This window comes from Thermobifida fusca YX, assembly GCF_000012405.1.
Taxonomy (GTDB): domain Bacteria; phylum Actinomycetota; class Actinomycetes; order Streptosporangiales; family Streptosporangiaceae; genus Thermobifida; species Thermobifida fusca.
In genome coordinates, this window is sequence record NC_007333.1 from 2,014,791 (window position 1) to 2,029,394 (window position 14,604).

General features: G+C 68.8%; 9 protein-coding genes. 4 read left to right on the forward strand and 5 right to left on the reverse strand.

Annotated features, from left to right (window positions below; genetic code table 11):
• From TFU_RS08525 to TFU_RS08545, 5 genes are all read right to left on the reverse strand, one after another.
• Positions 1-432: an SMI1/KNR4 family protein gene (locus TFU_RS08525; protein WP_011292157.1), complete on the reverse strand. Its 432-nt coding sequence runs from the start codon at positions 430-432 to the stop codon at positions 1-3.
• Between the two features lie 138 nt (positions 433-570).
• Positions 571-1,536, reverse strand: a complete 966-nt coding sequence (locus tag TFU_RS08530) for a glucosyl-3-phosphoglycerate synthase (protein ID WP_011292158.1) — start codon at positions 1,534-1,536, stop codon at positions 571-573.
• A gap of 504 nt (positions 1,537-2,040) precedes the next feature.
• Positions 2,041-3,885: an AMP-dependent synthetase/ligase gene (locus TFU_RS08535; RefSeq protein ID WP_011292159.1), complete on the reverse strand. Its 1,845-nt coding sequence runs from the start codon at positions 3,883-3,885 to the stop codon at positions 2,041-2,043.
• 676 nt (positions 3,886-4,561) lie between these two features.
• On the reverse strand, positions 4,562-5,869 hold the full coding sequence (locus tag TFU_RS08540) for a multidrug effflux MFS transporter (protein ID WP_011292160.1): 1,308 nt from the start codon (positions 5,867-5,869) through the stop codon (positions 4,562-4,564).
• A gap of 276 nt (positions 5,870-6,145) precedes the next feature.
• Positions 6,146-7,318: a DUF5685 family protein gene (locus TFU_RS08545; RefSeq protein ID WP_227481040.1), complete on the reverse strand. Its 1,173-nt coding sequence runs from the start codon at positions 7,316-7,318 to the stop codon at positions 6,146-6,148.
• Between the two features lie 287 nt (positions 7,319-7,605).
• On the opposite strand from TFU_RS08545, the gene TFU_RS08550 reads away from it, so the two are divergent.
• The 4 genes from TFU_RS08550 (at position 7,606) to TFU_RS08565 (ending at position 14,574) form a co-directional block, all read left to right on the forward strand.
• Positions 7,606-8,829, forward strand: a complete 1,224-nt coding sequence (locus tag TFU_RS08550) for an AGE family epimerase/isomerase (RefSeq protein ID WP_011292162.1) — start codon at positions 7,606-7,608, stop codon at positions 8,827-8,829.
• Positions 8,830-9,086: 257 nt separating this feature from the next.
• Positions 9,087-11,405: an FdhF/YdeP family oxidoreductase gene (locus TFU_RS08555; protein WP_011292163.1), complete on the forward strand. Its 2,319-nt coding sequence runs from the start codon at positions 9,087-9,089 to the stop codon at positions 11,403-11,405.
• Positions 11,406-11,590: 185 nt separating this feature from the next.
• Entirely contained in the window at positions 11,591-12,013 is a 423-nt protein-coding gene (locus TFU_RS08560) for a hypothetical protein (RefSeq protein ID WP_011292164.1), read from the forward strand.
• 107 nt (positions 12,014-12,120) lie between these two features.
• A complete protein-coding gene (locus tag TFU_RS08565) occupies positions 12,121-14,574 on the forward strand; it encodes a SpoIIE family protein phosphatase (protein WP_011292165.1) in 2,454 nt (817 codons plus the stop codon).
• The last annotated feature ends 30 nt before the right edge of the window (positions 14,575-14,604 follow it).

A 14,604-nucleotide genomic window follows, 5' to 3' on the forward strand; every position in this document is an offset into this window, starting at 1 on the left:
TCACCGGAACCAGTCGCTGCCCTGGGTGAAACGGCGCACCAGGTAGTCCCGCAGGGACACCACCACGAGCCTGCGCTCGTCGGTTTCGTGGTCCCAGGAGATGATGCCCGGCCCATAGCCCGTATGGACATAGGCGAACTGGGGCCCCATGTCGCTGTCCCCGAAGAACATCAGGTTGTCGAACGGCGCATACAGCTCCCGGTAGTCCGGTTCGGAACGCATGGCGAGGTTGTCTTCGATGATGCGTTCGGCTGACCACACCACGGCGTCGCCGTACTCGTTCCACACCCCGTTGGTCTCCCGCAGCAGCTCCACCAGTTCCCAAGGAACAGGCATGCCGAGTGCCTCCTCGATCCGCCAGAACAGCGCTTCCTTGGCCGGTTCGAGGAACTCCACCTCGGGGTACAGCTCACCGATCAGTAAACGCCACACGAGTGCATCATCACAGTTGTGCCCCGGTCAGCGGAAATCGGCGGGCGGATTCCCGGGGAGATCCCCGGAAACACGCCAGTTCACCCCGGGCGTAGCAGGCAGGGCTGCTATCCGTGGTGCCCGGAGCGGGGAAGGAGGTCATGTCAGCACGGGTTCGGCCACGCTGTCCACCGGCGGCCGCTCCGTGATAGCGGTCTCGCGCGGATACGGCACATAGGAGCCGTCCGCTGCTTCGTCGCGCACATACTGCACGAGCGTGGTGGCAACCTCGCCGGTCTCCACCACCCGCCCCGAACGCAGCAAGCGGCTGCGCGCGGTGTGGTGGATCTGCGCGGCCATCACCCCCAGGTCCGGGGTGCTCTGGTGGGTGTGCTCCCGCACCCCCAGGTCCACTTGGGCGAGCGCGTCCAGCCCTGCGGTTTCCAGCAGGTCGATGAGCAGCCCTAGCTCCACCCCGTAGTGGGAGACGAACGGGAGGCGGCGCAGCACGTCAGCCCGCCCGGCATACTCTCCCGCCAGCGGTTGGACGAACCCGGCGAGCTGCGGCCAGTACTGGTTGAGCAGCGGGCGGGCCACGAGCTCCGTGACCCGTCCCCCGTCGTAGGCGCTGCCTGGCGCGCCGGTGAGCGGCCGGTCATAGCAGGCTTTGACGTAGACCACGTCCGGGTCGGTGAGGAGCGGGCCGAGCAGCCCAGTCACGTAGTCGGGGGTGAAGCTCACCAGGTCAGCGTCGATAAAGACGAGAAGGTCCCCGTTCACCACGAACAGCGACTTCCACAGCGCCTCCCCTTTCCCTTCCCCGGGGGCCAGGTCGGGGCGGATCTCGTCTTGGTGGTAGACGGTAGCCCCTGCCTGGGCTGCGACCTCAGCGGTGTTGTCGGTGCTCCGCGAGTCGATCACCACGATCTCGTCCACGAGGGGGGTCTGCTCGCACAGGGCGGTGCGGATGCTGGACACGATCGTGCCGACCGTTGCGCTCTCGTTGCGTGCCGGGAGGACCACACTGATCCGCTGGCCTTGCTTGTTGCCGGCAAGGACGTCAGCGTCCCAATCCCGCATATGGCTGGTACGCCGCTCGAACCATGCCTCTACCTCTGGCAGCACGGTGCCTCCCCTGAGTCCACTCGGTTGATGCGACGTCCCCAGAATCCCGGCGGCTTCCTCGCGCCTGATGGTTCGGAGCCTGCGGCGGTACGGCCGCCGCCCAGGGCGGGACGACGCGCTGGTGCTCTACGAGTCACCGTGCCACGCGGTGCTGTTCCCCACGCAGGTGGGGTCGGTAGTCCTGGGCGCACGTCCCGGCACGACCGGGCACGGCCGTCCGCGGGTCTGCCGTCCGGATGTCCGGGGCAGGCCGGACGCCGGGTGGTCCAAGGAGCGCTCCGGGATACCTCGGTACAGGCGGGGCCGAAGACAGCAGGACGCCGGAGACGCTGGATACCGTGATGCGCGCGGTGCGGGCCGTGCGTCAGCCTGCCGCAGGCACCGGCTGGGACACGGCCCACACCGCCAACGTCTCCCGGCTCTGGTGCTCACCAGTGCTCTGCCCACTGCACCGGGCTGCGGGGTCCACCCGCCGGGCCCGCCCGCACGACCTGCCACAGCGGGTTACTGGTGTCCTTCCTCCTGGGACGACGGCGCATACAACGCTTCGATCTCCTCAGCGAACGCTCGCAGCACCGCGTCCCGGCGCAGCCGCCCGGAAGGCAGCAGCAGCCCGCTCGCCGGGGTGAACTCTTCCGGAAGCACATGGAAGGCGCGGATCGTCAACTCCGGCGGCATGCCCTGGTTGATCTCCTCCACCACCCGGCGGATCTCCTCTCCCACCTCCGGGGTCAAGGCGACCTGCTCCAACGGGGTGGTCAACGGCATGTTGTTCACCAGCCGCCAGTACTCCAGCTGGTCCCGTTTCAACGTGATCAGCGCGGTCGCATAAGGGCGGCCTTCGCCTAGCACGATCGCCTGGCTGATCAGCGGATGCTCCAACAGGCGCGCCTCCAGGACCGCGTAATCGGCGGCCACGACCTTGCCGACCGCGGGCGGCTCCTCCACCACGCTGCGGGAGGGAGTGTCTCCCTTCCGGCCCCACAGGGTCAGCCATCCCCGGTCGTCCAACTCCCCGCGCCAGCCCGTGGCCAGCCAGCCGTCTTGCGCTGCCTGGCCGCCGTCGTAGATCGCGTTGTGGTATCCGGTGAACACTCCTGGGCCGCGGACCAGGATCTCGTTGTCCTCAGCGATCTTCAGTTCCGTGCCCTCCAGCGGGGGGCCCACGGTGCCGGGACGGCATTCTCCCGGGACGGTCAGGGTGGCGAGCCCTCCGGCCTCCACCAGGCCGAAGCCTTCCAGCACAGAGATCCCCAGGCCCGAGTAGTAGTAGGCCACCTGTTCTTCCATCCCGCCCTGCGGGCAGACCACGGCGCGCAGTCGGCCGCCGAAAGCGTCCCGGACTCGGGCGAACGCCCAGTCGTATAGGGCCCGCGACACCCGCTGCCAGGGGCGCCGTTTCTTCCGGCCCAGGTCGACGGCCAACCGGGTAGCGGCTTCGAACCCTTGGGCGCCGTCCCAGCCGCCTTGCTGCTGGGCCCGCGAGCGTTCCACTTCGTAGACGCGGGTCAGGAATTCAGCGTCTGCCACGAGCAGGGTCGGCGCAAACGCCCGGACCTGGTGGGCGAAGACCTCGCCGGGTCGGGGGAAAGCGATCCGCACCCCGGCCAACGTCCCTGCCACGACTGCCAGGCAGGTGGCGAATCCTTGGAGTTGCGGGCCGAGCAGCGCTACAGCATCGGCGGGCCGCAGCTCCCGCAGCACCGGGGAGAGCCGTTCCATGAGGGCCGTGGCCGCGCCCAGCAGGTTGCGGTGGGACAGCACCGCGCCCCGCACCCGCCGCCGCGTGGTCGGCGTGTAGTAGATCAGTGCCGGGTCTTGAGCGTTGCCTTCTTCGACGCGGAACCGCACTGCGGTGCCGTCCATGTAGGCGCCAGGCTTGGCGATCGCGTCCAGCCCGCCCTCGTCCAACGCCCACACCCGTCCCAGGTCCACAATCTCGTGCTGCAGCGACGCCGCCACTCGCGCCTGCCGCTGGTTGCGCAGGACTGCGACCGCGGGACGGCTGTCCCGCAGCGCCCACTGCAGCAGCCCTGGCGAGCACCGGGACGGTACCCACGCCACCACTCCGCCTGCGGCCCACACCGCAAAAGTCAGCAGTGTCCGCTCGTAGCCGTCGGGGGCCGCAACAAGTACCCGGTCGCCACGTACGACGCCCGCGGCGATGAGTCCTTTCGCCAGTTTGGTGACCGAGGTCAGGAACTCGGTGGCGCCCACGTCTCGCCACCCATCCGCGTCAGGACATTGCAGGACCGCGTTGTCGCCGTCACGCTCGGCGCACAGGTACACCAACTCGCCCAGCACGTTCACGCGTGGCAGCGGTGAATCTGAGGTCCGTGACTGGCGCATGACCTTCCCACTCCCTCACAGCAAGGCCGGAGGACCTCCCCCCGTTGTCCCCGGTCATCCGAACGTGCCCTACTGTGCACTGAATCGTTACTTTCCGGCAAGCTCACGGTCTGTCAACAGCTCGCAGGGGTGGGCCGCGGCCGCAGCGAAGCGGGGCGCGCCGGTATTCGACCCGCATCCCCCGCACTACCGGGGAGTAATCAGAAGAAAACACAAGGTAAAAGTCGGACCACTCCGCTGCCTGCCTCGCGCGGAGCCGAAGCGCGGGCAGCATCCGCCCCCGAAACACCGGAAGGGCCGGCACTGCACTACAGTGCCGGCCCTGAGCCACCACCGTGGAAAGCCCGCGCCATTCTCCTGGTCAAACAGCAAACACGGGTGGGGCCGGGCCGCTACCCGCCCAGTTTCAGTGTTTTTGGTCACAATTGGCGCGGCGGTAAGGGTGTTCGCGGCCGCCACAGAATGCCTCCGGCACGGGAACGGGCAGCAGGAAAGCTGCGGGGTGGTGCCGGGATGCCGCCCCCTCGGAGCCAGGGCCGGGCCCTAACCGCGGGCGTGCAGCCGCCCGCGGGCAGCCTCCCCTATTGGACCCGGCCGCACAGACTCGCGGGGCGCTCGCAGCACAACGCCCGGCACAGAACCACTTCCAGGATGCGGGGAAGAAGAAAACGCCCGCTCAGGCTACGGCGCGCCGTTCCAGCGCGGCGCTGAGCGCGAAAATCCCCAGGGCCAGCGCTCCCGTCACAGCCATCACCCAGACCATGCTCGCCAGGGACGCCTCGCCCCCGGCAGCGATTCCCGCCACCGCGGCCAGGATGCCGCCGAACACGAACCGGGCCGACCCCGCGAGAGCCGACGCGGTCCCCGCCACAGACGGCGGCTGCGACGACAGAGCCAGCGTGGTCGCGTTGGGGAACACCAGGCCCATACCGGCCATCATGACGGCCAGCGCCGCCGAGATCGTGACCAGCCCGGCTGTCCCCGTCACCTCCATGACCACCATGGCGGCCACTGCGCCCAGCCCTAGGACGAGTCCGCCCATGAGCCGTCGGACCATACTCACCCGGCCGATGAGCAGGCTGTTCACCTGGGTTCCTGTCACCATTCCCACCGCGTTGACCGAGAACAGCATGCCGAACATCTGCGGTGACGCGCCCAGCTCGTTCTGTGCCACGAACGAGAAGCAGGAGATGTAGGTGAACATCATCCCGAAGTTGAGGCCGAGCGCCAGCATGGGTCCGACGAACCTCGGATCCCGCAGTAGGCGCCCCACGGTGGCCAGCAGCGGCCGTATCCGCATGGGCTGGCGGTCGTGTCGCGGCAGGGTTTCGGGGAGGAAGAACAGCACGGCGAGGAACCCCACCCCGTTCATCAGGGCGAGGAGGGCGAAACTCAACGGCCACGAACCGACCAGCAGCAGCTGTCCGCCCAGCAGGGGGCCCAGGATCGGCGCCATCCCCGAGACGAGCATCAGCCGGGAGAAGAACCGGGCTGCTTCGTCTCCTTCGTACAAGTCGCGCACGACCGCGTGGGAGACGACGGCGCCCGCCGCTCCGGCCAATCCTTGCACAAACCGGATGGCGATGAACATCTCCACTGAGGTGACGAACATGCACAGCAGTGACGTCACCATGAACAGCGCGGTGCCGACGAGGAGCGGGGTGCGCCGTCCCCACGCGTCACTCATCGGTCCCACGGCGAGCTGTCCCAGGGCGAGGCCCAGCATGGACGAGGTCAAGGTCAACTGGACGCGGGCCTCGGTGGTGGCCAGGTCCTCGGCGATGGCCGGGAACGCGGGAAGGTACAGGTCGGTGGCGAGCGGACCGGCGGAGACCAGGACGCCCAGCACGACGGCGAGGAAGGCGGTGGACCGCCGTCTCGGTACGGGCGCGCTCGGCTCGGAGTCACTCTCCGGGCAGGGCGGAGGGTTTTCTTGGGAATTTCGGGATGGGGTTACTGGGGGGCAGGCTTCGCTGCGAGTCACTACACTCCTTCAGCGCGCAACAGTCCCACGGCAAGGGACACGGAGGGGTACCAACCGCTCTCAACACTCGACGGGGAGTAAAAAATCCACACCATCTCATCCGATGATGTGATCTTTATTACTCGAGGTGGTCTCCCCGTGGCATGCCCGCCCTGGACCGGCCTGCGGACCTGGGCTTCCGGTCACTGCTGGCGATCCAGGACGTCTGCTGCCCGGGCTTGCCGCAGCCCGGGCGCTCCCCCGACAAGCGGCCCCGCGGTGGACCGGACGGTGCGCTCAGCAGCAGTCGCAATCACAGCAGTTGCAGTCGCAGTCACACGACGTGCACCACGCGTCACGAGGCTCGCCCGTCCACGGCCCCGGGTAGGGGTCGCGGCAGCATATCTGGCCGGTACAGGTCATGAACAGCGCGACCGCGCAGCCCTCGAACCCGCCGCGACGTCGCGGCGGGTTACTGGCCTTGGGCGTAGTGCAGCACCAGGAGCCCTGGTCAGGAACCTTGCGGGACCGCGGGGACGAACGGTCAGCATGGTCACCGCCCGGATGGTCCACCGGCTGCGGGCCCCCAGGGTCCCGGTGGTGTCCCCCGCCGTAACCTGCTTGAGCAAAAACGCGTCGCACCGCACGCTCCAGCTCGTGCACGAGCAGAGCGTGGACGAGGCGGTCGTCGGTGAACTCGGCGTCGGCGAGAGCAAGCCGCACGCCCAGGACAGCATCGTCGCACAGCTCCCGTACCCGGGCGAGGTCCGTTTCGGTGGCGACGATCGGATTCCAGGTGCCGGAAGCACGGTCGGCTTCCAGGTCCTCCACCGCGTCCAACAGGTGGGCGATCCGGCCGAACAGCCGTCCTGCTTCACGCAGCGGAGCCTCATTGCCGGGCCGCCCGGCCAGGTGCGCGGTGGAGGCGAACACGTCCCCGGTCGCCTCCTCGGTGGGTGCGGTCACCTCCAGAAGGTCGCTTCCCGGCCCGACGCGCTCCTCTACCTCGCGCTGCCGGTCCAGCACGGTCAGCAGGAGCCCGCTGTCGAATCCCAGCCGCCGTCCAGTGTCGTGGGCGTCAGCCGCCCAGTGCCGGGACAGCCTGCTGGCTGCGCCGCGCACCAGCGCTTTCCCGTACACGCCGTCTCTGTCAGCGACGTGGTCCGCCACGGTGGTTGCGGCGAGGAGCAGGGAAACCGACGCTGCCAGGCGTGCTCCCGCGCCGACAGCAACCGGAGCGCGGCGCATGCCCCGCAGCGGGCACGGTCCGGCCAGGCGCGTCTGCCGGCCCGTGTCGGTCTGAGCGGCAACCAGGGCAGAGACCACCAGTCCGTCGTAGTTGGTGGCGAGCCGCGCTGCCTGGCCGTAGTCGTCACGCAGCGCTAGGCACAGTCCGCACAGGTGGGACAGCCACTGGGTGGCCAGATCGTGCGGCAGGGAATGCCGGCATGGTCTCAGGATTCCGAACACGTGCACCGTCGCTTTCGACCTGTCGAAAGTGGTTCGTCCTTACTGATTCGGTTCGGTGGTTTCTGGTTCCGGGCAGGTAAGGAACAATCCCCGCTACCTTTATGTCGTAGATCAGCAGGAGTTCCGAGGTGCGGCCCCTCCGGCGCGGTGAACCAGGTGGAGGCCCGGTAAGCCCGGCGGGTATCCTCCACGCGGCGCCGTGCGCGTATGCCGTTGCACCGCACCGACGGCACGGAGGGAGGGACGGCGTTTCACACGTCCGCATCTGACCGAGGGGAACGCCACCGATGACCTTGTGGACCGCGCGAGCTGCACACCGGGCCTGGCTGGACGCCGAGGCGCGCCGCCTGGTGGACTTTGCCTCTGCTGCCGACCACCCCGAGCACGGTTTCGCCTGGCTTGACGGGAGCGGCGCACCGCTCCCCGAGCAGGGAGTGCACACCTGGATCACCTGCCGAGTCACCCACGTGGCCGCACTCGCCCACCTGGAAGGGATTCCCGGGGCGAGCGCACTCGCCGACCACGGGCTGCGGGCCCTGGCGGGGCCGCTGCGCGACCCGGAGCACGACGGCTGGTTCACCGCCCTGGACTCCCGCGGCACGGTCGCCGACTCGCGCAAAGAGGCCTACCAGCACGCGTTCGTGCTCCTCGCAGCGGCAAGCGCTACCGTGGCCGGACGGCCCGGCGCGCGGGAACTCCTCGACGCCGCCGCGGCAGTGATCGAACAGCGGTTCTGGGAGGAAGAGACAGGCCGCTGCCGGGAGAGCTGGGATGCCGCGTGGCACGCCGACGAGCCCTACCGGGGCGCTAACAGCAACATGCACCTGGTAGAAGCGTTCCTCGCGGCGTTCGACGCCACCGGGGACCGGGTGTGGGCGGAGCGTGCGCTGCGGATCGCCCACTTCTTCGTCCACGAGGTGGCCGCGCCCCGCGACTGGCGGCTCCCCGAGCATTTCACCCCCGACTGGCAGGTCGTGGCCGACTACAACACCGACGACCGCGCCCACCCGTTCCGCCCCTACGGGGTCACCGTCGGCCACGTCCTGGAATGGGCCCGGCTCCTGGTGCACGTGGAGGCGGCGCTGCCTGACCCGCCGTCGTGGCTGCTCGCCGACGCGGAGGCGATGTTCGCCGCCGCCGTGGCACGCGGCTGGTCGGTGGACGGAACGGAAGGCTTCGTCTACACCCTCGACTACGACGACACTCCGGTGGTGCGCTCCCGGATGCACTGGGTGGTGGCCGAGGCGATCTCCGCTGCGGCGGTACTGGGGCAGCGTACTGGCGACGAGCGCTACGAGCACTGGTACCGGACGTGGTGGGACCATGCCGCCACGTATTTCGTGGACACCGTGCAGGGCAGTTGGCACCACGAGCTCGACCCGACGCTCGCTCCCCCGCCCGGCGGCACGTGGAGCGGCAAACCTGACGTTTACCACGCCTACCAGGCGACCCGGCTGCCGCTGCTGCCGCTGGCGCCCAGCCTGGCGGGGGCGCTCGCCACGGTGGGCTGACCGCCAGGGGAAGAGCCGCGCGCCCGGCCGGGGCAGGCCGGGAATGGTACGAGGTGGGCGGACCGCACCTGCCCGGGTCTGTGGTCCGCCGCCCGGGCAGGGCAGCGGGCTCGGCCCGCGTCCGCACCCGGTCCGAGTCCGCTTCCTTGTCCCGGGCTTTCTGTGCTTCTCCGCGGCCCTCAGGTGGGAGAGAATGAGGGCGGTCCGGCCTGTCCGGGCCTGGAGTGGACGATTCTGAGCCGGAGAAGGGCCCGAGCATGTCACGCGCGCCGCAGGAAGACCCCCGTCAGGACACGCCCGCGATCAGCGCTCCGACCCGGTCGGCCGCGGGTATCCCGGCGGTCATCAACAGCCTGCGGGTGGTCAGCCGCCAGTCCGGTGCCGCGCGCGGCCTGGCAACCTTGCGTGACGTCAACCAGAAGACAGGCTTCGACTGCCCGGGATGCGCCTGGCCGGAGGGGAAGCGCCGCCACCTCGCGGAGTTCTGCGAAAACGGCGCCAAAGCGGTGGCGGAAGAAGCGACACGCCGCGCAGTGACCCCCGAGTTCTTCGCCCGCTACTCGGTGGCGGAACTGGCCACCCGCTCCGGCTACTGGCTGGGCCAGCAGGGACGGCTCACCCACCCGGTCTTCCTGGACAAGGGCGCCACCCACTACGTGCCGGTGTCCTGGGAGCGCGCTTTCTCCCTGATCGCTGAGGAGCTAGCCGCACTGGACTCCCCGGACGAGGCCGTGTTCTACACCTCGGGCCGGACCAGTAACGAAGCAGCGTTCCTCTACCAGCTTTTCGCCCGCAAGTTCGGCACCAACAACCTGCCGGACTGTTCCAACATGTGCCACGAGTCCTCCGGGGTGGCGCTCACCGAGACGCTCGGCGTCGGCAAAGGCAGCGTGCTGCTGGAGGACCTCTACCAGGCGGATCTGATCATTGTGGCCGGGCAGAACCCGGGCACCAACCACCCGCGGATGCTCAGCGCCTTGGAGAAGGCCAAACGCGGCGGCACCCGCATCATCACGGTCAACCCCCTGCCCGAAGTGGGGCTGATGCGGTTCAAGAACCCGCAGAAGGCGCGCGGCATTGTCGGGGGCGGCACCCGGCTCACCGACCTGTTCCTGCAGATCCGCCTGGGCGGGGACTTGGCGCTCTTCCGCGCCTGGAACCGGATGCTTGTCGAAGCGGACCGGGACAACTCCGGCTCAGTGCTGGATCGGGAGTTCATTGCCGAGCACACCCACGGCTTCGACGCTTTTGTCGACGAACTGTGCGCCGACAGCGACGAGAAGTTCTGGGCCGACGTCGACACCGCCACGGGCCTGCCGCGGGAGCAGATCACCGAAGCACTGGAGATGATCCAGGCCAGCAAGCGGATCGTCGTGTGCTGGGCGATGGGGCTGACCCAGCACAAGCATTCGGTGCCCACGATCCGCGAGGTCGTCAACTTCCTGCTGCTGCGCGGCAACGTGGGCCGCCCCGGAGCAGGCGTGTGCCCGGTCCGCGGGCACAGCAACGTGCAAGGCGACCGCACTGTCGGCATCGTGGAGAAGCCGAAAGAGGAGTTTCTCGACGCGCTCGGCGCAGAATTCGGGTTCGAGCCGCCGCGCCACCACGGCTATGACACGGTGCGAGCAATTCGTGCCATGCGGGACGGCAAGGTGGGGGTGTTCTTCGCGATGGGCGGCAACTTCGTGTCCGCCTCCCCCGACACGCTTGTCACCGAGGACGCGATGCGGCGGTGCCGGCTGACCGTGCACGTGTCCACCAAGCTTAACCGTTCCCACGTGGTCACCGGGGCTCGGGCGCTCATCCTCCCCGCCCTAGCCCGCACCGACCGCGACCTGTCGGGCGGCAAGGAGCAGTTTGTCACGGTGGAAAACTCGATGGGGATGGTGCACTCGTCCCGCGGGTCGGTGCGGCCGCTCTCTGACCAGATGCGGTCGGAAGTGTCGATCGTGGCGGGCCTGGCCCGGCGGGTGTTCGGCCCGGACGACCCGGTGCCGTGGGAGGACTTCGCCCGCGACTACGACCTGATCCGCGACCGGATCGAGCGGGTCATCCCCGGTTTTGCGAACTACAACGAGCGGGCGCGCCGCCCCGGCGGGTTCCTGCTGCCGCATGCGCCGCGCGACAGCCGCCGCTTCCCCACCGCCACGGGGAAAGCCAACTTCACGGTCAACCGGATGACTCCGCTGACTGTGCCGGAAGGACGTCTGCTGCTGCAGACCCTGCGCTCGCACGACCAGTACAACACGACGGTCTACGGGCTCGACGACCGATACCGGGGGGTACGCGGCGGCCGACGGGTGGTCCTCGTCAACCCGGAGGATGCGCAGCGGCTCGGCCTGGCTGACGGCTCGTACACCGACATTGTCAGCGAATGGCCGGACGGTGTGGAGCGGCGGGCCGCCCACTACCTGGTCGTGTACTATCCGACGGCTCCGGGCTGTGCCGCCGCCTACTATCCGGAGACCAACGTGCTTGTGCCGTTGGACTCGACCGCGGAAGGGTCGAACACGCCCACGTCGAAGTCGATCGTGGTGCGGTTCGAACCGGACAGCGGTCCGGTGGAGACTGGTTGAGCGCTTCCGCGTCCAGGTTTTCTCCCTGCTCTCCGGTTGGGAAAGCGGTCCCTGGGTAACCGCGAAAGCAGACGCCGGACAACGCCACGGTTGGCCGGTCCCGGCCACGATGCGTCTTTGCGGCGCTTCTGGTGCATCACACCTAGAGAGGCGCCAACGGGGCGTCACACCCAGCAGGAAGGACAATGATGTCCACGACCGCTTCGCAGCCCGTTCGGCTCAACGCCCTGGAAATCGGCATCATCGCGCTCGTCAGCGACTCCCACGCCCTTGCCCGGTGCGGTCGCCCTATGGCTCTGTCTGTGGCCGGGCACGATCACCACATCGTGTCCGTGCAGCCTGTGGACGCGCCCTTGTGGACGCCGCTGATCAGCCGGGACGCGGCGCTGGCTGCACTTCCGGGGCGTGATGCCTCCGCAGACGAGGTGTTGGCCGCCGTGGCGGCATTGGCTAGGCGAATCGCCCCGCCCGGGCATCTGGTGGATGTGGGGGCGCGCGGGGTGTTTGTGGACGCCGCCGCCAAGACGCGCATCCCCGCACCCGTGGTCATCACGCCGCAGGAAGAGTGGGGTGCGGTCCGCGCCGTCGTGTCCCGCTGGGCCGCGTGAGCGGTCTGCGTCGACGGCCTCGCCAAACATTCACGGTGAAGATGCCCTGAACTGGGAAGTTCCCCTGGCAGCGGCGTGCTCGGCGACCAGCGTCAGCGAGGTGAGGCATGGACAGCGACAGCACTTTCCAGGGAACCTCCTACGATCCGGTTCCCGGTGGGAGCATGGCCTCTGCCACGGTTGACGTGCACGGCACTGTGGTGGCGTGGAGCTTGGGGGCCCAGTGGCTGTTTGGCTACCTCCCTTCAGAGGCGGTGGGTCGTCCGATCACCGAAGTGTTCGGGCTCGGCGGTCCCGCACCGATCGACTTCGCGTCGTATCCCGCGGCGTGGGTCGGCGAGGTGAACGCGCATGCCCGGGACGGTACTCCGCTGCCGTTGCAGTTGTATGCGCACCCGCTGCACGGCCCGCAAGGGATTGTCCACTGGTATCTGACCATCTTGGACCGGTCTGCGTCTCAGGAGAACCAGCCGCCGGTGGAGGACCCGGATCTGGCACACCTGCGCGAGTGGACGCTGGCCCAATCGCCGCTGCCAGTGGCGATCTTCAACCACAAGGGGCAGCTCGCCGAGATGAACGATTCGATGGCCCGCCTCTCCGGGATTCCCGTGCAAGAAGCCTTGGGGAAGCGGCTACGGGAGCTCACCCCGCTGCCGATCTTCACCGAATTCGACGACCTTGTGGCACGGACCCTGCGGGAAGGGAAGCTGATCCGCCACGAGGTGCGCAGCCAGTTGCGCGAGGACTCCCCGGAACGTGCCTGGACGCTGTTCTTTGCGCCGCTGAAGGACCCTGCCGGGCACAACCGGGGCGCCGCCTGCACGGTGTTCGACACCTCTGAGCAGTACTGGGCGCGCCGCCGCTTGGCCGTGCTGAACGACGCCAGCATGCGGATCGGCACCACGTTGGATATGACCCGTACCGCAGAAGAGACCGCGGAGGTGCTGGTCCCCCAGTTCGCCGACTCGGCTTTCGTGCTGCTGCTGGAGTCGGTCTTCAAGGGCGCGGAACCGACGTTCGCTCCGCTCCACGACCCGGTTTCCCTGCGGTGCCTGGTCCGCCGCTCCACTTTGCGGGAACCCCTCCATATCGAGGGGATCCCTGAACCGGGCAAGGTGGCGCGCTTCCCGTTGAACTCGCCGCTGGGCCGGTGCCTGTCGGAGCAGCGCTCGGTACGGTTCCGGGTGGACTCCGCGGAGCTCGAGGAATGGCTGGAACGGTACCCCGCCTACCGGGAGATCATCCAGGCGGCCGGGGTGCGGTCGTTCATGATGCTGCCGCTGCTGGTTGGTGGCCGCCCGTTCGGTCTCATCCTGCTCACCCGGCGCCACGGCTTGGCGCCGTTCAGCAAGGACGACCTGCTGTTGGCGCAGGACATTGCCACCCGGGCCGCGGCGCGGATCGACAACGCCCGCCGCTATTCGCGGGAGCGCAGCGCTGCGCTGACTCTCCAGCGGAGCCTGCTGCCGAAGCGGCTGCCGCACAATTCCGCGGTGGAGGTCGCCACCCGCTACATGCCTGCCGGTTTCCGGTTCGGGGTGGGCGGCGACTGGTATGACGTGATCTCGCTGTCGGGGGCGCGGGTGGCGCTCGTGGTGGGGGACGTCACCGGGCACGGGCTGCACGCTTCCGCCACCATGGGGCAGTTGCGCACGGCGGTGCGCGCCCTCTCGGATGTGGACTTGGTGCCGGAAGAGCTCCTCACCTACCTGGACGATCTGGTGATCCGACTCAACACGGAGGAGGCGACCTACTCTTCCGCCGAGGAAAGCCCTCGGCCGGACACCATGCCCGAGATCGGCGCGACCTGCCTGTATGCGATCTACGATCCGGTGTCGCGACGCTGCTCTATGGCGCGGGCCGGGCATCCTCCGCCTGCCGTGGTCCACCCGGACGGGTCGGTCGAGTTCGTGGCCATGCCCGCGGGGCCTCCGCTGGGGGTGGGCGGGGTGCCGTTCGAGTCGGTGGAATTCGAGGTGTCACCCAGCAGTCTGCTGGTGCTCTACACCGACGGCCTGGTGGAGTCGCGGACCACGGGCATGGACCAGGGGTTGGAGCAGTTGCGCGCGGTCTTGTCGCAGTCTTCCTCGTCGCTGGAGGGAGTCTGCGATTCGGTGGTGCGCACCCTGCTGCCGGCTGGTGCGATCGACGATGCAGCGCTGCTGGTGGCCCGCACCCGCGCCTTGGATTCCCGCAAGGTGGCCACGTGGGACCTGCCTGCGGACCCCGCAGTGGTGGGGGAGGTCCGCGCGTGGACGACACGGCAGTTGGCCGCGTGGGGGTTGGAGGAGTTGGCGTTCACCACCGAACTGGTGGTCAGCGAACTGGTGACCAACGCGATCCGCTATGCCAGCGCCCCCATCCAGTTGCGGCTGATCCAGGATGGGACGCTGATCTGCGAGGTCTCCGATGCCAGCAACACTGCGCCGCATCTGCGGCGGGCGCGGACCTTTGACGAGGGGGGACGCGGCCTGTTCCTGGTGGCGCAGCTCAGTCGCCGCTGGGGGACGCGACACCGCACCAACGGCAAGACGATCTGGGCGGAGCAGGCCCTGCCGTAAAGCGGTCCGAGCAGCTGAGCGGCTTCCGGT

Coding starts and splice junctions, on each gene's coding strand:
- TFU_RS08560 (WP_011292164.1), top strand. CDS start 11,591: ATGATGTCCACGACCGCTTCGCAGCCCGTTCGGCTCAACGCCCTGGAA.
- TFU_RS08550 (WP_011292162.1), top strand. CDS start 7,606: ATGACCTTGTGGACCGCGCGAGCTGCACACCGGGCCTGGCTGGACGCC.
- TFU_RS08555 (WP_011292163.1), top strand. CDS start 9,087: ATGTCACGCGCGCCGCAGGAAGACCCCCGTCAGGACACGCCCGCGATC.
- TFU_RS08535 (WP_011292159.1), bottom strand. CDS start 3,885: ATGCGCCAGTCACGGACCTCAGATTCACCGCTGCCACGCGTGAACGTG.
- TFU_RS08565 (WP_011292165.1), top strand. CDS start 12,121: ATGGACAGCGACAGCACTTTCCAGGGAACCTCCTACGATCCGGTTCCC.